Source organism: Allobosea sp. GW823-FHT02B03 (assembly GCF_058797755.1).
Window position 1 is genome coordinate 893,387 of sequence record NZ_JBXAJY010000002.1, and the last position, 18,495, is coordinate 911,881.

At 66.8% G+C, this 18,495-nt stretch carries 19 protein-coding genes and 1 tRNA gene; 6 read left to right on the forward strand and 14 right to left on the reverse strand.

Annotated elements, in window-relative coordinates:
- Positions 1 to 97 precede the first annotated feature (97 nt).
- The 3 genes from sciP to AC1REK_RS09340 form a co-directional block, all read right to left on the reverse strand.
- Positions 98 to 373 carry a CtrA inhibitor SciP gene (gene sciP / locus AC1REK_RS09330; protein WP_038359348.1) on the reverse strand — a complete coding sequence of 92 codons (276 nt, stop codon included), beginning with the start codon at positions 371 to 373 and terminating at the stop codon, positions 98 to 100.
- A 102-nt stretch (positions 374 to 475) separates the two neighbouring features.
- Positions 476 to 1,156, reverse strand: coding sequence for a flagellar hook assembly protein FlgD (locus AC1REK_RS09335; RefSeq protein ID WP_327523999.1), 681 nt, complete (start codon positions 1,154 to 1,156; stop codon positions 476 to 478).
- Positions 1,157 to 1,170: 14 nt separating this feature from the next.
- Positions 1,171 to 2,724 (reverse strand): flagellar hook-length control protein FliK, encoded by a 1,554-nt coding sequence (locus tag AC1REK_RS09340; RefSeq protein WP_492268273.1) that lies wholly within the window; start codon positions 2,722 to 2,724, stop codon positions 1,171 to 1,173.
- A gap of 250 nt (positions 2,725 to 2,974) precedes the next feature.
- On the opposite strand from AC1REK_RS09340, the gene mnmA reads away from it, so the two are divergent.
- The 3 genes from mnmA (at position 2,975) to AC1REK_RS09355 (ending at position 4,954) form a co-directional block, all read left to right on the forward strand.
- A complete protein-coding gene (mnmA, locus tag AC1REK_RS09345; RefSeq protein ID WP_492268272.1) occupies positions 2,975 to 4,159 on the forward strand; it encodes a tRNA 2-thiouridine(34) synthase MnmA in 1,185 nt (394 codons plus the stop codon).
- Positions 4,156 to 4,785: a class I SAM-dependent methyltransferase gene (locus AC1REK_RS09350; protein ID WP_327523996.1), complete on the forward strand. Its 630-nt coding sequence runs from the start codon at positions 4,156 to 4,158 to the stop codon at positions 4,783 to 4,785. Before mnmA ends, AC1REK_RS09350 begins: the two co-directional genes overlap by 4 nt.
- Before the next feature lie 92 nt (positions 4,786 to 4,877).
- Positions 4,878 to 4,954, forward strand: a tRNA-Met gene (locus AC1REK_RS09355).
- A 229-nt stretch (positions 4,955 to 5,183) separates the two neighbouring features.
- On the opposite strand, the gene AC1REK_RS09360 is transcribed toward AC1REK_RS09355, so the two are convergent.
- The 7 genes from AC1REK_RS09360 to AC1REK_RS09390 form a co-directional block, all read right to left on the reverse strand.
- Positions 5,184 to 5,555 carry a hypothetical protein gene (locus tag AC1REK_RS09360; RefSeq protein WP_492268271.1) on the reverse strand — a complete coding sequence of 124 codons (372 nt, stop codon included), beginning with the start codon at positions 5,553 to 5,555 and terminating at the stop codon, positions 5,184 to 5,186.
- A 527-nt stretch (positions 5,556 to 6,082) separates the two neighbouring features.
- Positions 6,083 to 7,822: an ABC transporter substrate-binding protein gene (locus tag AC1REK_RS09365; protein ID WP_492268270.1), complete on the reverse strand. Its 1,740-nt coding sequence runs from the start codon at positions 7,820 to 7,822 to the stop codon at positions 6,083 to 6,085.
- Between the two features lie 90 nt (positions 7,823 to 7,912).
- Entirely contained in the window at positions 7,913 to 8,209 is a 297-nt protein-coding gene (locus AC1REK_RS09370; RefSeq protein WP_492268269.1) for a DUF2160 domain-containing protein, read from the reverse strand.
- Positions 8,209 to 9,084 (reverse strand): carbohydrate ABC transporter permease, encoded by an 876-nt coding sequence (locus tag AC1REK_RS09375; protein WP_492268268.1) that lies wholly within the window; start codon positions 9,082 to 9,084, stop codon positions 8,209 to 8,211. Before AC1REK_RS09375 ends, AC1REK_RS09370 begins: the two co-directional genes overlap by 1 nt.
- A 9-nt stretch (positions 9,085 to 9,093) precedes the next feature.
- A complete protein-coding gene (locus tag AC1REK_RS09380) occupies positions 9,094 to 9,996 on the reverse strand; it encodes a carbohydrate ABC transporter permease (RefSeq protein ID WP_316016880.1) in 903 nt (300 codons plus the stop codon).
- Complete coding sequence (locus tag AC1REK_RS09385) at positions 9,996 to 11,075, reverse strand: ABC transporter ATP-binding protein (protein WP_492268267.1); 1,080 nt, start codon at positions 11,073 to 11,075, stop codon at positions 9,996 to 9,998. The genes AC1REK_RS09380 and AC1REK_RS09385 overlap by 1 nt, the downstream gene beginning before the upstream one ends.
- A gap of 11 nt (positions 11,076 to 11,086) precedes the next feature.
- Positions 11,087 to 12,187, reverse strand: coding sequence for an ABC transporter ATP-binding protein (locus tag AC1REK_RS09390; RefSeq protein ID WP_492268266.1), 1,101 nt, complete (start codon positions 12,185 to 12,187; stop codon positions 11,087 to 11,089).
- Between the two features lie 484 nt (positions 12,188 to 12,671).
- Here AC1REK_RS09390 and AC1REK_RS09395 point away from each other — a divergent pair, with 484 nt between their 5' ends.
- Positions 12,672 to 12,845, forward strand: coding sequence for a hypothetical protein (locus AC1REK_RS09395; protein WP_327523989.1), 174 nt, complete (start codon positions 12,672 to 12,674; stop codon positions 12,843 to 12,845).
- A gap of 103 nt (positions 12,846 to 12,948) precedes the next feature.
- Here the strand turns inward: AC1REK_RS09395 and AC1REK_RS09400 are convergent, their stop codons facing one another.
- From AC1REK_RS09400 to AC1REK_RS09410, 3 genes are all read right to left on the reverse strand, one after another.
- A complete protein-coding gene (locus AC1REK_RS09400; protein ID WP_492268265.1) occupies positions 12,949 to 14,493 on the reverse strand; it encodes a VOC family protein in 1,545 nt (514 codons plus the stop codon).
- Positions 14,494 to 14,609: 116 nt separating this feature from the next.
- The gene (locus AC1REK_RS09405) at positions 14,610 to 15,260 is read right to left on the reverse strand and encodes an NADPH-dependent F420 reductase (RefSeq protein WP_492268264.1); all 651 of its coding nucleotides are present in this window, start codon (positions 15,258 to 15,260) and stop codon (positions 14,610 to 14,612) included.
- 10 nt (positions 15,261 to 15,270) lie between these two features.
- Complete coding sequence (locus AC1REK_RS09410) at positions 15,271 to 16,317, reverse strand: LLM class flavin-dependent oxidoreductase (RefSeq protein ID WP_492268263.1); 1,047 nt, start codon at positions 16,315 to 16,317, stop codon at positions 15,271 to 15,273.
- 140 nt (positions 16,318 to 16,457) lie between these two features.
- Here AC1REK_RS09410 and AC1REK_RS09415 point away from each other — a divergent pair, with 140 nt between their 5' ends.
- Complete coding sequence (locus tag AC1REK_RS09415) at positions 16,458 to 16,805, forward strand: winged helix-turn-helix transcriptional regulator (protein WP_492268671.1); 348 nt, start codon at positions 16,458 to 16,460, stop codon at positions 16,803 to 16,805.
- A 146-nt stretch (positions 16,806 to 16,951) separates the two neighbouring features.
- Positions 16,952 to 18,025 (forward strand): LLM class flavin-dependent oxidoreductase, encoded by a 1,074-nt coding sequence (locus tag AC1REK_RS09420; protein WP_492268262.1) that lies wholly within the window; start codon positions 16,952 to 16,954, stop codon positions 18,023 to 18,025.
- Here AC1REK_RS09420 and AC1REK_RS09425 read toward each other — a convergent pair.
- Positions 18,022 to 18,477 (reverse strand): MarR family winged helix-turn-helix transcriptional regulator, encoded by a 456-nt coding sequence (locus AC1REK_RS09425; protein ID WP_492268261.1) that lies wholly within the window; start codon positions 18,475 to 18,477, stop codon positions 18,022 to 18,024. The genes AC1REK_RS09420 and AC1REK_RS09425 overlap by 4 nt on opposite strands.
- Positions 18,478 to 18,495 lie beyond the last annotated feature (18 nt).

Below are 18,495 nucleotides of genomic sequence, written 5' to 3' on the forward strand. Positions count from 1 at the left end.
AGGCGTCTCAAGATGGAATTGGCTGGCACAAACGCCGAGAGGCGCCGGTCCTTGTCGGGACCGCCGCCTCTCGGTAAACCTTAAAATGCAGCAGCGCCTATTGGCGGTAATGCTGGATACGGGTGGTGCGCAGACCGGCCAGGCCATGCTGGTCGATCGACATCTGCCAGCTCAGGAACTCGTCCACCGTCAGCGTGTAGCGCTGGCAGGCCTCTTCGAGGCTGAGCAGGCCGCCGCGCACGGCGGCGACGACTTCGGCCTTGCGCCGGATCACCCAGCGACGGGTGTTCATCGGGGGCAGATCGGCGATGGTCAGCGGGCTCCCGTCGGGGCCGATGACATACTTCACGCGCGGTCGCAGCGGCTCGGTCATGGTACACTCACACAACTCAACAGACCTACTTCTTCCCGACCGTACCCCTCCGGACTTAAATTTTGCCTAAAGCAACCGCGCAGGCTTTCAGTATGCCGCGCGTCAGGAATTGCTCTTCACCGACTTCACCCGGTCGAGCGGCACCTTGATCGCCCCGATCAGCAGGGTCGGGACCGCAGTCGAGAAGTCGACGCCGTCGACGATGCCGGTGACCTCGGTCTTGACCGTGATAGCGGCACCGGAAATGTCCGTGGCGTCGACCGTGATGGTGTATTCGCCCTCGGGAGCGACCGAGCCGGTCGAGGTCTTGCCGTCCCAGCGATAGCTCTGATCGCCGGCCGTCAGCGTCGTCGTGGCGGTCTGCACGACCTTGCCGTTCACATCCTTGATGGTGATCGTCGCCGTGCCGCCCTTCGAGGCGTTGAGCTTCCACTCGGCCTTGTCGTCCTTGAGCTGGGTCGCGGCACCGTCGGCCGTCACCTTCTGGCCGACGAAGCCGATCGCGCTCGCCCCGGTCGTCGCCTTGCTGACGCCGAGCAGCGCGGTCAGCGTCTCGTTCTGCTTGAGCTGCTGCTCGACGCCGGCGAACTGCACCAACTGCTGGGTGAACTGGTTCGTGTCGAGCGGGTCGAGCGGGTTCTGGTTCTTGAGCTGCGTCGTCAGCAGCGTCAGGAACTGGTCGAAATTATTGGCGATCGAGGTGCCGCCGCCACTTGCATTGGTCCCGTTCTGCGCGGCGGTGACGGCCGAATTGCTCAGCTTGCCGGTGTTGGAGATGCTCACGGTATCGCCTCTCTTCAGATGCTGAGGTCGACGCCGCCGAGCCTTGCGGCCCGGCGCAGCGGTGCCATCTCGGTGACGGGCACGGCCTCTTCGGTGGTCTCGATCCAGGCCCGACGCGTGCGTCCGCCCTCATCCTCCTGGCGGTGCTGGCGCGAGCTCTGATCGGCAGAATCCCGCAGGCTCATCTCGACGCCACCTTCGGAAGGCTTCAGCCCGGCCTGCTCGAAGGCCCGTTCCAGCGTCCGCGCATCGCGCTGCAGCAGATGCAGCGTCTCGACCCGGTCGACCGTCAGCTTGGCGCTGACCTCGCCCTTGTCCGAGATCTCCAGGCGAACATCGACGCGGCCGAGCTCGGCCGGGTCGAGCCTGATATCGAAGCGCTTGTTGCCTGCCAACGCCCGCGCGCCGATCTCGACCGGCACGACATGCAGCGGCGTCGGCCTCGTGGTCTCGACCGGAGCCCGGGCATTCGCCTCGGATTGGGCCTGCGCATTGGCCTGGGCAGCGGCCTCGAGCGGCGCAAGCGGCGACTCCGGCCTTGCCGGCACCTGCGGAGCGGCGGCCGGGACGGCCTGGACGTTCGCGGGCGCCGCCTGTTGCGGCGCATCCGCCTTGCCGGCCTCGGTCGCCGCAGGAACCTGTCCGGCACTTGCTGCGCGCTCGGCGTGCTTGCCTTCGGCGCCGGCCGTGGCGCTCGGAGTACTCGTCTGTCCCGTGCCGGCCTCGTCGGCCGCTTCGGGATCGGCCTTGACGGCCTCGGCAGGCAGCATGGTGCCTGCAACCATCGGCTTGGCTGCGGCCTTGGCCTCGCCGACAACGACTTCGCCACCGACGCTCGCCTCGCCTTCCGCCTGGACCGGCGCGGCTGGAGCCGACACAATCGCGGCGGCGGCCGGCAACGCGCCCACGGTCTCCGGCTTGCCGTTCGGCACAGCGCCCGCCTCTTTGTCTGCTGCGTCGTCTGGCTCGGCAGCGGTGCCGGGCTGCTGGATCGTGGCGACAAGCGCCAGGAATTGCGTCGCGATCTCGCTAGGGCTGGTTGGAGGCTTCGCAGCCTCCGGCGGCGTTTCGCCAGTCGCGGGAATGACATCCGGGGCGGGTTGCGCCGCTCCCTCGGGCGCCGCTGCGAGCCCTGGCTTGCCCGTCTCGACCACGTGCGGCACCGGCTGCGGCAGGATTGCGATCATCTCCTCGCCGATCAGCGGCTTCTCACCAGCGACAGGCTTTTCGGCAGGCACCTCGCCGGGCTGCGGGCCCGCGTCGGCCCGGCTCCCGTCGGCCTTCGTCTCATCGGTCGCCTTGCCGCCTTCGGTCTTCTCCGCTCCGTCCGGAGGCGTCGCCTCGGCAACCTCCTTGCCGCCTGCTCCGGCACGTTCTGCCGCCGCGGCTTCGCCGACGCCGCGCCCCGGCTCGACGCGCGTGCGCTGGCGGCTCGCCCCATCCTGCTGACCGGACTTTTCGGCCTGCGGCAGGGTGAAGACCTCATCCGTCCCGCGCGCCTTGGCCGGCTCGCGGCGAGCGGGCGGCGCAGTCTCGAACGGAGAACGCGAGATCGACGCGGTGGACATGAAGGACTCCGGAACGGCCAGATGGCGAAGGGCGCCAGCCTCGCCGCAGCAAGAGCCGGGCCAGATAAATTACCGCGTCAAATCAGTTACTTGACGGGTTCAACTTGGCCACCCCCCGGCAGGAAGCGCCGCCTTGCCGAACCGGCCCGGCAGTATTTGCCGGGTGGATGCTGGTCCCGACCCGGCAAAGCCGGTATAGAACCCGTCAAGTGGGCACCCCGCCCTCGTTTGCCGCGCGCCAGAATTCATCATGACCGCCCCGCTCAACTCGCTGGACATCGCCAAGCCGCCCGCGGCGACGCGTGTCGTCGCCGCGATGTCGGGCGGCGTCGACTCCTCGGTGGTCGCGGCGCTGCTCAAGCGCCAGGGCTATGACGTCGTCGGCGTCACGCTCCAGCTCTACGATCATGGTGCCGCCGTGCACCGCGCCGGGGCCTGCTGTGCCGGCCAGGACATTCACGACGCCCGCCGCGTCGCCGAGGCGATCGGCATCCCGCATTATGTGCTGGATTACGAGAGCCGCTTCCGCGACGCGGTGATCGAGCGCTTCGCCGAAAGCTATCTCGCCGGCGAGACGCCGATCCCTTGCGTCGAATGCAACCGCACCGTGAAGTTCCGCGACCTGCTCGGGCTCGCCCGCGAACTCGGGGCGGACGCGCTCGCCACCGGCCACTATGTCGCCAGCCGCGATCTCGGCAACGGCCATCGCGGCCTATTCCGCGCCGCCGACGAGAACCGCGACCAGAGCTATTTTCTCTACGCCACGACGCAGGAGCAGCTCGACCTGCTGCGCTTCCCGCTCGGCGAGATGGAAAAGGCCGAGACCCGCGCGCTCGCCGCCGAATTCGGCCTCGCCATCGCCGACAAGCCCGACAGCCAGGACATCTGCTTCGTGCCGAACGGCCGCTATGCCGACGTCATCGAGCGGCTGAAGCCGGGCGCTGCCCGCCCCGGCCAGATCGTCCATCTCGACGGGCGCGTGCTTGGCCAGCACGAAGGCGTGCTGCGCTACACGGTCGGCCAGCGCAAGGGTCTCGGCATCAGTGGCGCCGAGCCGCTCTATGTCATCGCTCTCGACGCGCAGAACGCCCGCGTCATCGTCGGCCCGCGCGAGGCGCTGAGCGTCAGCCGCGTCGACCTGCGCGATCTCAACTGGATCGGCGACACGCCGCTCGCCGAACTGCCGCCCGAAGGCCTCGAAGTCGCGGTCCGCGTGCGCTCGACCCGGGCGCCGCGCGAGGCGCGTCTCCTCGTCGACGGCAGCGGCGTCCATGTCCTGCTCGCCCAGGGCGAGGAAGGCGTCTCGCCCGGCCAGGCCTGCGTGATCTACGATCATGCCGGCGCAGGCGCGCGCGTCCTTGGCGGCGGCGTCATCCTGGCTGAAAAGACCCGCCGCATTCCCGACACTCCGGAACTTTCGCTCGCGACATCATGACGGCTGGCAAGGGTCTCGACGCGCAGAAGCGCGTCTATGCGGTCTGGGCGAAATTCTACGACCGGATCTATCAGGGGCTGCTGTCGCGCGCCCAGCGCGAGGCGGTGGCCGCGGCCTGCGCCTGCGGCCGCGACATCCTCGAGATCGGCGTCGGCACCGGGCTGACCTTGCCCTATTTCGAGCGTGACCGGCGGGTCGTCGGCGCCGATCTCTCGCTCGACATGCTGCGCGTTGCCCACGCCAAGGTTCAGAGCCAGGGGCTCGATCACGTCATCGGCCTGCTCGTGATGGACGCCTGCCGCCTCGGCTTCGCCGACCGCTCCTTCGACGCGGTCACCGCGCAGTTCGTGATCACGCTGGTTCCGGACCCGGAGCAGGCGCTGGCCGAGATGGACCGCGTGCTGCGGCCGGGCGGCGAGATCGTCATCTCAAGCCGCCTCGTCGGCGAAGGCGGGCTCGCCGCGCCGCTCTGGTCGCTGGTCGCGCCGCTGGCCAAGGCGGTCGGCTGGAGCAGCGACTTCAAGGTCAGCCGGCTGACCGATTGGGCCGCTGCGACGGGCCGCTACGAGACCGTCCATGTCGGCCAGGGCTACTTCAAGGTCGTGAGGCTGCGAAAGTTGCGGTGAATCTAAGCCGCATCAAGGCTTGACGCCGCCCCCCGCGAAACCCTATATCCGCGCCGTCGCGATTGAGCGTCTTTCGAGACGCGGCGCATCGGGGCGGGGTAGCTCAGCTGGTTAGAGCAGCGGAATCATAATCCGCGTGTCGGGGGTTCAAGTCCCTCTCCCGCTACCATTTCCTTTCTTGAACCCCCTGAGCAGGTTCAAGACTTTGAAATCAATCGTTTCTTCGGCGATCTTTCGCGCCTACGGACTGTGAGACATCTCACAGGCATACCTCATTGCCGATTCCAGACCCTGATGGATGCGATCGCTTCCGGCTCGCTCCGGGAGCTGGCCCCTCATCCGCGGTGCGAACGTCGACGTCACGACGCGCCGAGGCAAAGCGCCGTAGCAATCCAAATTCAGGGGTGCCGGATGTCCAGGAGCGCGCGAAGGCCGCGGACAGTGCTCTCGTCAAAGCTGATGTCGATATCCACGCCTGAACGGGTTTTCGTCCTCAGTATGAGCGTTCCGTCGTCCGCCATGACGAAGCTGGTTTGTTCGGCAAGGACCGCGCTGACCACGTCGGCATGTGTTGGCGAGCCACGGAGCTCGGCAGCGTGCATGGCAGCAGCTTCGAACCGCGACAGGAAATCACCCTCAAGGTGACGCGGGATGTGAAGAATGAAGCGCTGGCCATTGCTATCCGTCAGATCGAGGCAGCTGCTTTGCCCGCTCGTGGAGGCGCCGTGGCCATTGACGCGGCTCAAGAGGATCGTGGCGGGCTCTGTCATCGTGGCGTTCCTGAGCTTTGACGAGGTCACCCCGGCTCAATAGCCGCTTCGCGTCGAAGTCGGAACTCGCACATTTTTGGTTCGGCCGCTCGTCCAACCGTCGCTGGCGACGATCTTCCAATTCAGCTTGCGGCCCGCCCGCCAAGCCAGTTGGCAATATTCGTTCTGTGAGCCCCGTCACATTCACTTCCGGAGAATTGCGTATCCATTGCGCTGGATTGAGCCGCGGAGCGCACCACATGCCCCCCACCTTCGATCGGAAAATCGCGCTGTTCCACCGCAACACCATTCAGCAAATGAGACGTGCCGGGCTCTCGGCATATCTCCTGAGAGACGATGGCAGCGTGATACGCTTCAACCCCGACGGAAAAAGAGAGCTCATCGTCTCCGGATCAGCTCTCCCAGCAGTTCGGAAACCAGAACTAAGCCTGCTGACGACAGGCTGAAGGCAAAAGGCAAAGCGCGCCAGTCCTCGCTGCGCGTGCGCGGGCGGCTCGTATCGTCCGCCCGCGTTTTGGGGTTCGGTCTCAGTTCTTCTTGGGCGGCGTCGCCGGCCAGGACTTGATCAGCGTGTCATAGTCGATCGTCTCGCCCTTGGGTTTCTCATTCGCGAGTTTGGGCTGCGGAGCGACGTTGCCGTCCGCCTTCGACTTCGCGAACCAGGCCTCCGCGGTCTGCTTCGGATTCAGCTTCGGGCCGCAATCGCCCTGGACGCCCGAGCGTTCGAGGCGTTCGAGCACCGAGTCCTGCGCCGCGGCCAGCGAATCCATGGCTGCCTGTGCGGTCTTGGCGCCGGAGGACGCGTCGCCGATGTTCTGCCACCAGAGCTGCGCGAGACGCGGATAGTCGGGAACGTTGTTGCCGGTCGGCGTCCACTGCACGCGCGCCGGCGAGCGGTAGAACTCGATCAGGCCGCCAAGCTTCGGAGCCCGGTCGGTGAAGCTCTTGTCCCAGATGTCGCTCTCGCGGATGAAGGTCAGGCCGACATGGCTCTTCTTCAGGCTGACCGACTTCGAAACGATGAACTGCAGGTACAGCCAAGCCGCCTTGCGCTTCTCCAGCGGCGTCGATTCAAGCAGGGTCAGCGATCCCGCATCCTGGTAGCCCAGCTTCATGCCCTCCTTCCAGTAGGAGCCCTTCGGCGAAGGCGCCATCCGCCATTTCGGCGTGCCATCGGCATTCACCACCGGCAGGCCGGGCTTGACCATGTCGGCAGTGAAGGCGGTGTACCAGAAGATCTGCTGGGCAATGGCGCCCTGCGCCGGGACCGGCCCGGATTCCGAGAAGGTCATGCCGCGCGCCTGAGGCGGCGCATATTTGTTGAGCCAGTCGACATATTTTTGCACGGCATAGACCGAAGCGGGACCGTTGGTGTCGCCGCCGCGGTCGACCGAGGAGCCGACCGGGCGGCAGCCCTCCATGCGGATGCCCCATTCATCGACGGGCTTGCCGTTGGGGATGCCCTTGTCGCCGTTGCCGGCCATGGAGAGCCAGGCATCGGTGAAGCGCCAGCCGAGCGAGGGGTCCTTCTTGCCGTAGTCCATATGGCCATAGACACGGACGCCATCGACCTCCTTGAGGTCGTTCGAAAAGAACTCGGCGATGTCCTCATAGGCCGACCAGTTGACCGGCACGCCGAGCTCATAGCCGTACTTGGCCTTGAACTTATCCTTGAGGTCGGGGCGGGTGAACCAGTCGTAGCGGAACCAATAAAGGTTCGCGAATTGCTGGTCCGGCAGCTGGTAGAGCTTTCCATCCGGTGCGGTGCCGAAGGATTTTCCGATGAAGTCGTCGACGTCGAGCATCGGGTTGGTGACATCCTTGCCCGGCCCCGCCATCCAATCGGTCAGATTGGTGGTCTGCTTGTAGCGGAAATGCGTGCCGATCAGGTCGGAATCGTTGATCCAGCCATCATAGACATTCCGGCCGGACTGCATCTGCGTCTGCAGTTTTTCGACGACATCGCCCTCCTGGATCAGGTCGTGCTTCACCTTGATGCCGGTGATCTCGCTGAAGGCCCTGGCCAGCGTCCGGGCTTCGTATTCATGGGTGGTGATTGTCTCGGAGACGACATTGACATCCATGCCGGCGAACGGCTTGGCGGCGTTGATGAACCATTCCATTTCCTTGAGCTGATCGTCCTTGGTCAGCGTCGAAGGCTGGAATTCGCTGTCGATCCAGCGTCGCGCCGCGTCGATATCGGCGAGGGCGGGTACGGCGCTGAGCAAGGAGCTGAGCGCGGTCGCGGCTAGCATCTGCTTTCTCATCGTTTCCTCCACTGGATGATTGTTCCTGCGAGCCTTGCCGGCTTCTTGTTGCGAAGGCAGTGGTCGTCCGAGAACAGCCTCCGTGGGTAGTCAGACGAAGCGGAAAACCGCCGCGGCGTAGAGAAGCGAAAGGCCGGTCGCCCACCAGAGATCGGCGCCTATGAGGCCCAGCCAGGCAAGGTGGATGAAGGCCGAGCCCAGCAGGCTCAGGAAGAGGCGGTCGCCGCGCGTCGTCGGAATGCCGAGCACCCCGACGCGCTCGAGCTCGGGCCGCCAGATCGCCAGCGCCGTCATCAGCCCGAGCAGGCCGAAGAGCCCGGCGAAGAACAGCCCGGTCTGTGGCGTCCACGCCATCCATGCCAGATCGATCGAGGCAAAGCCGGGCATCAGACCCTCCCCAGGGCAAAGCCCTTGGCGATGTAGTTTCGGACGAACCAGATCACGAGCGCGCCGGGGATCAGCGTCAGCACGCCGGCGGCGGCGAGCAGTCCCCAGTCCATGCCGGCGGCCGAGACCGTGCGCGTCATCGTCGCGGCGATCGGCTTGGCGTTCACCGTCGTCAGGGTTCGCGCCAGCAGCAGCTCGACCCAGGAGAACATGAAGCAGAAGAAGGCGGTGACCCCGATGCCGTTGGCGATGATCGGAGCGAAGATCCGCACGAAGAAGCGCGGGAAGGAGTAGCCGTCGAGATAGGCGGTCTCGTCGATCTCGCGCGGGACGCCCGACATGAAGCCCTCGAGGATCCACACGGCCAACGGGACGTTGAACAGGCAGTGGGCCAGAGCCACCGCGAGCGGCGTGTCGAACAGGCCGATCGCCGAGTAGAGGTTGAAGAACGGCAGGGCGAAGATCGCCGGCGGTGCCATCCGGTTCGAGAGCAGCCAGAAGAACAGGTGCTTGTCGCCGAGGAAACGGTAGCGCGAGAAGGCGTAGGCCGCCGGCAGCGCCAGGGTGATCGAGATCACCGTGTTCATGACCACATAGCTCAGCGAGTTGATGTAGCCGGAATACCAGGACGGATCGGTGAAGATCGTCCGGTAGTTCGCGAAAGTGATCTCGCGCGGCCAGAGCGTCATGCCCGAATTGATCTCGGCATTGGTCTTGAGGCTCATCACGATGAGCCAGTAGATCGGCAGGGTCAGGAAGATCAGGTACAGGCCGAGCGTCAGCGCGCCGCCATTGAAGCGGAAGGCCGAGCGCGCCTTCGGCGTCGCCCCGGCGGCGGGGAGCGCGGCGGTCGGGCTGAGACTGTCCGTCGACATCGGCCGCCCTCATCCATCGGCCGGCGGGCGCCGGCGCTCGACATCGAGATTGGTCATCACCGTGTAGAAGACCCAGCACACGGCGAGGATGATCAGGTTGTAGACGATCGACATCGCCGCAGCCTTGCCGAGGTCGAATTGGCCGAGCGCGAGCTTCACGAGTTCGATCGACAGGAAGGTCGTCGAGTTGCCCGGGCCGCCGCCCGTGACGACGAAGGGCTCGGTGTAGATCATGAACGAGTCCATGAACCGCAGCAGCACGGCGATGATCAGCACGCGCCGCATCTTCGGCAGCTGGATGAAGCGGAACACCGCCCAGCGGCTGGCGCCGTCGATGCGCGCGGCCTGGTAGTAGGCGTCGGGGATCGACTTCAGGCCGGCATAGCAGAGCAGCGCCACCAGCGAGGTCCAGTGCCACACATCCATCGCGATGATGGTGATCCAGGCCGCCAGCGGATCGGCGACATAGTTGTAGTCGATGCCGAGACGGTTGATCGTGTAGCCGAGCAGCCCGATGTCGCCGCGCGCGAAGACCTGCCAGATCGTGCCGACGACGTTCCACGGCACGAGCAGAGGCATCGCCATCAGCACCAGCGTCGCCGCAACCTTCCAGCCCTCGCGCGGCATGGCGAGCGCGACTGCGATGCCGAGCGGCACCTCGATCGCGAGGATGATCGCCGAGAACAGGAGGTTGCGCCAAAGCGAGTCGCGCACGCGGCCGCCAAGGTCGCTCGACGGGTCGAGCAGCTCCCTGAACCAGCCGGTGCCGTTCCAGAAGAACTGGTTGTTGCCGAACGTGTCCTGCACGGAATAGTTGACCACGGTCATCAGCGGAATCACCGCCGAGAAGGCGACGATGGCAAGCACCGGCAGGACGAGGAGCCAGGCGCGATTGTCATAGGGCTTGTCCATCACGCCCTTCCGTCCAGGCGTGCGCCATCGGCGTAGACATGGATGTGACCGGGCTGGAGAATGAGCCCCGCGGTCTCTCCGATCTCGCCGAGCCCGTCCGGCACACCCGCGGCAACCGCATGTTCTCGCAGGCGCAGGCGGGCCAGCCGGGAGCGGCCGAGATCATCGATGCGCTCGACCCTGACCGGCAGGCCCTCGCCGGGGCGGGCGAGCATGGCGAATTCGGGCCTGATCCCGATCTCGATCCGTTTGCCGGCCGGGATGTCGTAGCTCTTCGGCAGCTCGATCGTCGCGCCGGCGATCTCAGCGTGGTTGCCCACGACCGCAGCAGGAAGCACGTTCATGCCCGGCGAGCCGATGAAATAGCCGACGAAGGTATGGGCGGGCTTCTCGAACAGCTCGTCCGGCCGCCCCACCTGCACGACCCTTCCGTCATGCATCACGACCACCGTGTCGGCGAAGGTCAGCGCCTCGGTCTGATCATGCGTCACGTAGATCATGGTGAGATCGAGCGCCCTGTGCAGGGCCTTGAGCTTTGAACGCAGTTCCCATTTCAGCTGGGGGTCGATGACGGTCAAAGGCTCGTCGAACAGGATCGCTGCAACATCGGGGCGTACGAGACCGCGGCCGAGCGATATCTTCTGCTTGGCGTCCGCCGTCAGGCCTCGCGCCTTGCGGTTCAGCTCCTCGGTCAAATCCAGAAGCGCCGCGATTTCACGGACACGGCGATCGACCGTCCCGCCCATCATGCCGCGATTGCGCAGCGGGAAGGCGAGATTCTCGTAAACCGTCATCGTGTCGTAGACGACCGGGAACTGGAACACCTGGGCGATGTTGCGGGCCTCCGTCGGCAGGTGTGAAACATCCCGGCCGTCGAACAGCACGCGACCGTGCGACGGGACGAGCAGGCCCGAGATGATGTTGAGCAGCGTGGTCTTGCCGCAGCCGGAGGGGCCGAGCAGGGCGTAGGCGCCGCCCTGGCGCCAGGTCAGGGTCATCGGCTTCAGGGCGAAATCGCCGGGATCCGAGGCGCCCCGCTTGTAGGAATGCGCGAGATCGGAAAGTTCGATGCGCGCCATGGAGCGTCTCCTCAAGCAGCCGAGAGGAAGGCCGGGGCGTGAGCGAGCCGCCCGTCGGAATCGAACACGAAGACAGTCGCCGGGTCGACATGGACAGAAATTGCGGCCCCAGGCTCCAGCTCTTGGACCCCGGGCACAAGTGCGACCCAGCGCGCCCCTGCGCATTCGACATGGACGAAGCTCTCGGAACCGGCGATCTCCGACACGATCACCGTGCCGTCGAAGCTTAGGCCGGGTCCGGCCCCGGCCTGCAGTCCCAGATGATGGGCCCTGAAGCCGACCTGGTAGTCGCCATCCGCCAGCCCGGCCAGCGCTCCCGTCGCGGGGGCGCTCGCGCCATCGGGCAGCATGATGTCGGCGCCTCTCTTGGCGATGGGCAGGATGTTGAGGGGCGGATCGGAGAATATGCGCGCCGTGATCAGATCCTGTGGCTGTCGATACACCGCCGCCGTCAGCCCGTACTGCGTCACCCGGCCCTGCCAGAGCGTGGCGGTATGGTCGCCGAGCAGCAGCGCCTCCTGCGGGTCGGTGGTGGCGTAGACGACCGTCGCATTCGACAGCCGCACGATCTTCGGCAGTTCCTCGCGCAGTTCCTCGCGCAGCTTGTAGTCGAGGTTGGCGAGCGGCTCGTCGAGCAGGACGAGGTCGGCCCCCTTGATCAGCGCGCGCGCCATCGCCGTCCGCTGCTGCTGCCCGCCCGAGAGATTGAGCGGCATCCGCGCGAGGAAGGGCTCGAGCTGCATGAGACGCGCCATTGCCCGCACCTTGCTGTCGACCTCGGCCTTCGGCAGGCCCTTGACCCGGAGCGGCGAGGCGATGTTCTCGAAGACGCTGAGATTGGGGTAGTTGATGAACTGCTGGTAGACCATCGCGACCGAGCGCTCGCGGACCGCGGTCCCGGTCACGTCCTTCTCTCGTCCGCCTTCATTGACCAGGATTCGTCCCGATGTCGGCCTGTCGAGGCCGGCCATCAGCCGCATCAGCGAGGTCTTGCCGGCGAGTGTCGGGCCAAGCAGCACGGTCATGGTGCCCGGCGAAAGCCGCAAACTCGTCTCATGGATATGCGTCTGCGCTCCAACGTCGCGACGTACCTTGTCGAGCACAAGACCCACGCCAGCCTCCTCCAAGCCCTGCGGGCAAGCGGAACGGGAACGATCTCAGGCCTAAGCGCCGCGGGCGCTTCGCGTCATAGCAGTGGTGTCGCTGCGACCTCCCGGCCGGGATTGGCTGTCCTCTCGATGCCGGACAGCACGTCACGAACCCTGAGGTCACAGACGCGCATTCGTCGGTTCGACTGAGCGCAAGCGAATAGTAGCGCCAATCGGTCTTCTCCACGAGGGGCTTCCAGCCCGAGACGCATCAAGCAATTGAAGCAGGATGGCGTGCATCGGCATGCGCCCTATCGGTCCCGGCTCGTCCACTGCCACCACCGACGCGGACGAAGAACAAGATGGCTCCTGGCCGCCCGCGCCCGCAGGTCATCTGTACAAAAGCGAAGCCCGGTGATCTGCTGGCGGAGCTGCAGCGACGCCGTCGCCTTTGCGTGCGTTGGCGAAACGGAAGGAGTGATGGCCTGTGTCTGACTCCGCAACAACCTTGGACGAACGGATCGCGCTTCTCCGACGGACCATTTCCGACCTGATGGAGCAGGCAACCGCCGCATCGGGAGCCGCGACGGAAGAGAGCCTCGCCGCACGGCTGGACGATCTCCAGCAGCGGCTCAACACGCTGCTGAAGGAACGCGAGTCGCTGGGCGGCAAGGCCGGCTGACGCATCCGCCTGCCTTGCCGCGGTAGATCCGCGCGGCAGCCTCCCGCTCGTCTGGCCCGGCAGGACGGCTTGCCGGTGTTGGCCTGCGGCTTCCCCAGCCCTGTCAGCGGGCCGCGAGCCAGGTCCTGATCGTGACGACATCGGCGTCCGACAGCGCGTGACCGGCGTCGATCCGCGCCAGTTCGACCTTGCCGCCGGCATCACGGAGCGCCTCCGCCAGCGCCTCGGCCCCTGGAGCATAGGCGTCGGCCTCACCCGCCACGATCAGCGCCGCGCTGTCCGAAAGATCGGCAGGGGGCTGCTCCTCGAGCACATCGACCGCGCGCAGCAGCACGGCGCGGCGGATCAGGCCGGGATGGAGCCGCATCGCCGCAGCGAGGAAGTTTGCGCCGTTCGAATAGCCGAGCCAGGTCGTGCGAGCGGGATCGAGCCCGTAGGCCCGCGAAGCCTCCTCGACGAAGGCGGCGAAGGCCGCGGCCTCGGCGCGGATGTCGCCCTGGTCGAACTTGCCTTCGCCGAACCGCCGGAACCAGCGCGCCGTCCCCTCCTCGGTGCTGCGCCCGCGCAGGCCGAGCAGGGTCGCCTGCGGCGCGACTCGGTGAGCAAGCGGCATCAGGTCGGCCTCGTTGCCGCCCGTCCCGTGCAGGAGCACGATGGTGCTGCCGTCATCCTCGGCCGGGACATGGAAGCGGTGGACGAAGGGCAGGTCGCGATAGGTCGGGCGCGGCTCGCCCGGCCGCGCGAATTGCGGCAGCATCACCCGGATCGCATCGGCGCGCTCGGCGTCGGAAGGCGGGACCATCAGCGTCGTGCCGAGCGCCTGCTCGGTTTCGTCGATGGTGAAGCCCGGCCCGTCCGTCGCCAGCTCGATCAGCGTGCCGCCGGGCTCGCGCACATAGAGCGAGGTGAAGTATTTTCTGTCGTGGCGGTTGGTGATCGAGGAGTTGAGGCGCGCCAGCGAAGCCTCCGCCGCCGCGACCGCTTCCACGTCGGGCGCCCGGAACGCGACATGGTCGGCGACGCCGGTGCCCGGCGCGCCCGGCCAGAAGCCGCCCGCCTCGCGGATATCGATCACATCGCCGCTCGCGGAGATCAGGCGCTGGACGCCATCGGCCTTCGCCGCGGGTTCATAGCCGAAGCGCCCGACGAAATGGGCGGTCTCCTCCGGCGTCTCGGTGAGGATCGTCGCGCCGCGCAGGCGCAGCACCGCATCGCCGGGCTCGATGCCGGGCGATGCCCAGGGCGCAGCGGCCGGCATCTCCGTGCCGACCAGCTTGACCACTACGCCATCAGGATCGCGCAGGCGCAGCACCGGCTCGCCGAACTCCTGCCGCGGCCCCTCGGCCGGCACCTGCCGGGTCAGCGCCCGCGTCAGCCAGAAGCCGATGCTGGCCGGCGGCACCGCAAGCGCGATCTCGCTGACCTGGCCATGGCCGACGCGCCCCTGCGATCCGTCCTGCCAGACCAGGAAGGTGATCAGCGAGCCCGGCGTGCCCTGCCGGTCGCCATAGAACAGATGAAGCTGCTCGGCATCCTCGTAGCCGCCCGTCTGCTTCACCAGCCGCAGGCCGAGAAAGCCGGCATAGAAATCGACATTGGCCTGCACGTCGCGCGTGATCAGGGTGAGATGGTGGATCCCGCTGGTCATGTCAGGTCACTCGTCCTTTCTCCAGGCGCGCCCCGGGGGCCTTCGCGACCGGGGCGCCTTCACTCTCTCATTCTTCCAGCCGGCGCATGCAACTGGGCCGCGACGCCGACGGGATATCAGGCCGCGAACGCGCCCTCCTGCAGGCGCCGCTGCATTTCGCTGCGCCCGAGGTTGGCGCCGAAGATCGGACCACCCGTGGCAAAACCCCGGCTCGCCGCGAGCGGACCGGCATCGACAGGATCGAGGCCGATGCGATCGATGAAGCCGGCGACGAGATCGCGAGCCTCGCCATCGTCGCCGGCCAGCGCGAGCGCCCGCCTCTGCGGATCGCCCGCAGGCCGGGCCGCCTCGTCGATCTCGTGATAGCCCATATGGTTGAAGCTGCGCACGAGCCGGGCTCCGGTAAGATGGTCCTGGACCACCTCGCTGCTGGAGCGGGCGCCCTCGAATTCGGGGATCACCCCGTCGGTCGGCGCCCAATAGTTCATCGCGTCGACCACGACCTTGCCGGCGAACAGCTCCGGCCGCAGAGCGCGGTACTTCGACAAGGGCAGCGCCAGGATGACGATATCGGAGCCGGCGATCACCGCCTGCGCCTCATCGGCCCTGGCGCCCGGCGCCATGATCTCGAGCAGCAGCGCGATCTCCGCCGCGGGCTTTGCCGTCGCCACCCGGACCTCGTAGCCGGCCGCGACGGCTCGGCGCGCAAGCGCGGTGCCGACGCGTCCCGCGCCGAGGATGCCGATGGTCTTCGCAACGTCTCGCATCGACATCTCCTTAAGCAGCCTGCTTTGCCCCGAGTTCGGCATCGACCAGCGGCTTCACCCGCGTGCCGAGCAACTCGATCGAACGTAGAAAATCCTTCTGCGGGAGATGACCCACATCCATCTGGAAGAACTGGCGCATATGACCGATCTGCCCGTGCAGGGCGACGATGCGCCGGGCGATTTCCTCGGGGTCGCCGACGAACAGCGCCCCGGCGCCGCTCGCCTCAAGATCGTAGTGATGGCGCGGCGGCGGCGCGAAGCCGCGGATCTTGCCGATCGATTCCATCACCGCATGCCAGTGGATCCAGAACTGCTCCTTGGCCTTGGCCGCGTCCTCGCCGACGAAGCCCGGGCTTGCGACCGAGATCTTGAGCTCGGAGGCCGGAATCTGCGCCTGCGCACCGGCGCGGCGATAAAGCTCCGCCAGCGGCGCGAAACGGGCGGCCTGCCCGCCGATGATCGCATAGGAGATCGGCAGGCCGAGCAGCCCGGCGCGCACCGAGGATTGCGGATTACCGCCAGTCGCCAGCCAGATCGGCAGCTTGCCGCTGTCGGGGCGCGGCACGACCAGCGCCTCGTTCAGGGCTGGCCGGTGCTTGCCTTTCCAGCTCACCGTCTCGTTCTCGTTGATGTCGAGCAGGAGATCGAGCTTCTCGGCGAAGAGCTCGTCGTAATCGTTCAGGCTATGGCCGAAGAGCGGAAAGGACTCTGTCGACGAGCCGCGCCCGGCCGTGATCTCGGCTCGGCCGTTCGAGAGCGCGTCGAGCGTCGCGAACTGCTGGTAGACACGCACCGGATCGTCGGTGCTGAGCACCGTGACCGCGCTGCCGAGCTTGATCTGCTTCGTCACGCTGGCCGCGGCGCCGAGCACCACGGTTGCGGCCGAGGCCGGCATTTCGCGGGTGTGGTGCTCGCCGATGCCGAAGAAATCGAGCCCGACCTCGTCGGCAAGTTTGATCGCTTCGCGCAGATTGCGCGTCGCCTGCGCGGTAGAGCCGAGCTCGCCCGTCGCCGCATCGCGCTGCACGTCGCCGAAGCTGTAGATTCCCAGTTCCATGATCCCTCCTTCGCGAAGGGCGCCGCTTGCTGCCGCACCCTTCGATCAGTATATTTTCGTAACCTGGCCTCATATTGTGACTGCCAGAAACCGCGCAAGGAGGCACACCGGTGTTACCTGAGACCGGCGGATTGCTGGAGATGTGCTGGCCCGTCCGTCAGATCCTGGCGCGGGTCGGCGACAAATGGAGCGTGCTGATCGTGATGGCGCTGCGCAACGGTCCGCGCCGCTTCAACGAGATCAAGCGCGCCATCGGCACGATCTCGCAGCGCATGCTGACCCTGACCCTGAAGGGCATGGAGCGGGACGGGCTGGTCAGGCGGACGGTCATCCCGAGCAAGCCGCCGCGCGTCGATTACGAATTGACCGAGCTCGGCCATTCGCTGCGTGAGCCCGTCGAGCAGCTCGGGCTCTGGGCGATCGAGCACGAGGCCCGGATCGCAAAGGCGCAGGAGGCCTTCGACGGCAAGGAAGGCTCGGGCCGCTAGCGCAGCCGGAAGCACCAGAGCGCAATCCGGGCGAACGATCCGGGAAAGCGACGGCTTTCACAAATGCATGCGGCGCCCTCCCCGCCCCGTGCTAGGCAGTGGCGCTCGAACCCTCCCCTCCGTCTTCCCGAGGAACGGTGGCCGCAATGCCCGAAACGCCTGAAGATGCAACCCGCGGCGGCCGCGGCCTGCAGCTTGGCCTCGACACCTTCGGCGACGTCACCGCCGGCCCGGACGGCAAGCTTTTGCCGCATGCGCAGGTGATCCGCGACCTCGTCGAACAGGCCGTGCTCGCCGATCGGCTCGGCATCGATTTCTTCGGCATCGGCGAGCATCACCGTGCCGATTTCGCGGTCTCGTCGCCCGAGACCGTGCTCGCCGGCATCGCCACCCGCACCAGCCGTATCCGCCTCGGCTCGTCCGTCACCGTGCTGAGCTCGGACGACCCGATCCGCGTCTTCCAGCGCTTCTCGACCGTCGACGCACTCTCGAACGGACGTGCCGAAGTCATCCTCGGCCGTGGCTCCTTCACCGAATCCTTCCCGCTCTTCGGCTTCGACCTGCGCCAATACGAGGCGCTGTTCGAGGAGAAGCTCGACCTCTTCGCCGAGTTGATCAGCAAGAAGAGCGTGACCTGGCAGGGGCACTTACGCCCGCCCCTCCAGGACCAGCAGGTCTTCCCGCCGATCGAGAAGGGCGGGCTCACCACCTGGATCGGCGTCGGCGGCAGCCCGGAATCGGTGGTCCGCGCCGCGCGCTACAACCTGCCCATGATGCTCGCCATCATCGGCGGGCCGCCGCTGCGCTTCCGGCCCTTCGTCGATCTCTATCGCGATGCCTTCGAGCGCCTCGGCCGCCCCGTGCGACCCGTCGGCGTTCACTCGCCGGGCTATGTCGCGGAGAGCGATGCTGAGGCCGCCGAGGAGTTCTTCCCCGCCTACAAGCAGATGCGCGACCGGATCGGCGGCGAGCGCGGCTGGGCGCCGATGACGCGCGAGGAATTCGAGCGCGAGGTCGCCAGCGGCTCGCTCTATCTCGGCTCGCCCGAGACGGTCGCGCGCAAGATCGCGACGACCGTCAAGGGGCTGGGTCTCTCGCGCTTCCAGCTGAAGATCAGCGCCGGGCCGCTGGCGCATGACAGGATGATGCGCTGCATCGCGCTCTATGGCGGCAAGGTTATGCCGATGGTGCGCGAGCTGGTCGGCGAGGCCGCGGCCTAGTCGCGCCGCAGCAGCGTATCGCGCAGCTTCGTCACCGCATCGGTCAGCGCGCCGGCATCGGCGGCCGTCATCCCCGCCGCATCGAGCACGCAGGGCGGCACCGTCTCCGCCTTCTCGCGCAGCGCCCTGCCCGCCTCGGTCAGTTGCAGCCGGACCTGGCGTTCATCGGCCTTGTCCCGGACCCGCGTGACCAGCCCCATGCCTTCGAGCCGCTTCAGCAGCGGCGTCAGCGTGTTCGATTCCAGAAAGAGCTTTTCGCCGAGTTCGCCGACGGTCTGGTCGTCCTTTTCCCAGAGCGCGACCATGGCGAGATATTGCGGATAGGTCAGGCCGAGCGCCTCGAGCAACGGCGTGTAGAGCCGGTTGAAGGCGTGGCCGGCGGTATAGACCGCGAAACAGAGGAAATTGTCGAGCCTGAGGGCTGGACTCGCGGCGGCAGGTCCGGTCGTCATGAGGCTGTCTCCTTTGCG

What these genes read in the sequence shown, in the direction of transcription:
- AC1REK_RS09370 (WP_492268269.1), bottom strand. Translation starts at nt 8,209, where the DNA reads ATGCCCGGCTTTGCCTCGATCGATCTGGCATGGATGGCGTGGACGCCA.
- AC1REK_RS09415 (WP_492268671.1), top strand. Translation starts at nt 16,458, where the DNA reads ATGTGCTGGCCCGTCCGTCAGATCCTGGCGCGGGTCGGCGACAAATGG.
- sciP (WP_038359348.1), bottom strand. Translation starts at nt 373, where the DNA reads ATGACCGAGCCGCTGCGACCGCGCGTGAAGTATGTCATCGGCCCCGAC.
- AC1REK_RS09385 (WP_492268267.1), bottom strand. Translation starts at nt 11,075, where the DNA reads ATGGCGCGCATCGAACTTTCCGATCTCGCGCATTCCTACAAGCGGGGC.
- AC1REK_RS09405 (WP_492268264.1), bottom strand. Translation starts at nt 15,260, where the DNA reads ATGCGAGACGTTGCGAAGACCATCGGCATCCTCGGCGCGGGACGCGTC.
- AC1REK_RS09340 (WP_492268273.1), bottom strand. Translation starts at nt 2,724, where the DNA reads ATGTCCACCGCGTCGATCTCGCGTTCTCCGTTCGAGACTGCGCCGCCC.
- AC1REK_RS09380 (WP_316016880.1), bottom strand. Translation starts at nt 9,996, where the DNA reads ATGGACAAGCCCTATGACAATCGCGCCTGGCTCCTCGTCCTGCCGGTG.
- AC1REK_RS09420 (WP_492268262.1), top strand. Translation starts at nt 16,952, where the DNA reads ATGCCCGAAACGCCTGAAGATGCAACCCGCGGCGGCCGCGGCCTGCAG.
- AC1REK_RS09365 (WP_492268270.1), bottom strand. Translation starts at nt 7,822, where the DNA reads ATGAGAAAGCAGATGCTAGCCGCGACCGCGCTCAGCTCCTTGCTCAGC.
- AC1REK_RS09360 (WP_492268271.1), bottom strand. Translation starts at nt 5,555, where the DNA reads ATGACAGAGCCCGCCACGATCCTCTTGAGCCGCGTCAATGGCCACGGC.
- AC1REK_RS09410 (WP_492268263.1), bottom strand. Translation starts at nt 16,317, where the DNA reads ATGGAACTGGGAATCTACAGCTTCGGCGACGTGCAGCGCGATGCGGCG.
- AC1REK_RS09400 (WP_492268265.1), bottom strand. Translation starts at nt 14,493, where the DNA reads ATGACCAGCGGGATCCACCATCTCACCCTGATCACGCGCGACGTGCAG.
- mnmA (WP_492268272.1), top strand. Translation starts at nt 2,975, where the DNA reads ATGACCGCCCCGCTCAACTCGCTGGACATCGCCAAGCCGCCCGCGGCG.
- AC1REK_RS09350 (WP_327523996.1), top strand. Translation starts at nt 4,156, where the DNA reads ATGACGGCTGGCAAGGGTCTCGACGCGCAGAAGCGCGTCTATGCGGTC.
- AC1REK_RS09375 (WP_492268268.1), bottom strand. Translation starts at nt 9,084, where the DNA reads ATGTCGACGGACAGTCTCAGCCCGACCGCCGCGCTCCCCGCCGCCGGG.
- AC1REK_RS09425 (WP_492268261.1), bottom strand. Translation starts at nt 18,477, where the DNA reads ATGACGACCGGACCTGCCGCCGCGAGTCCAGCCCTCAGGCTCGACAAT.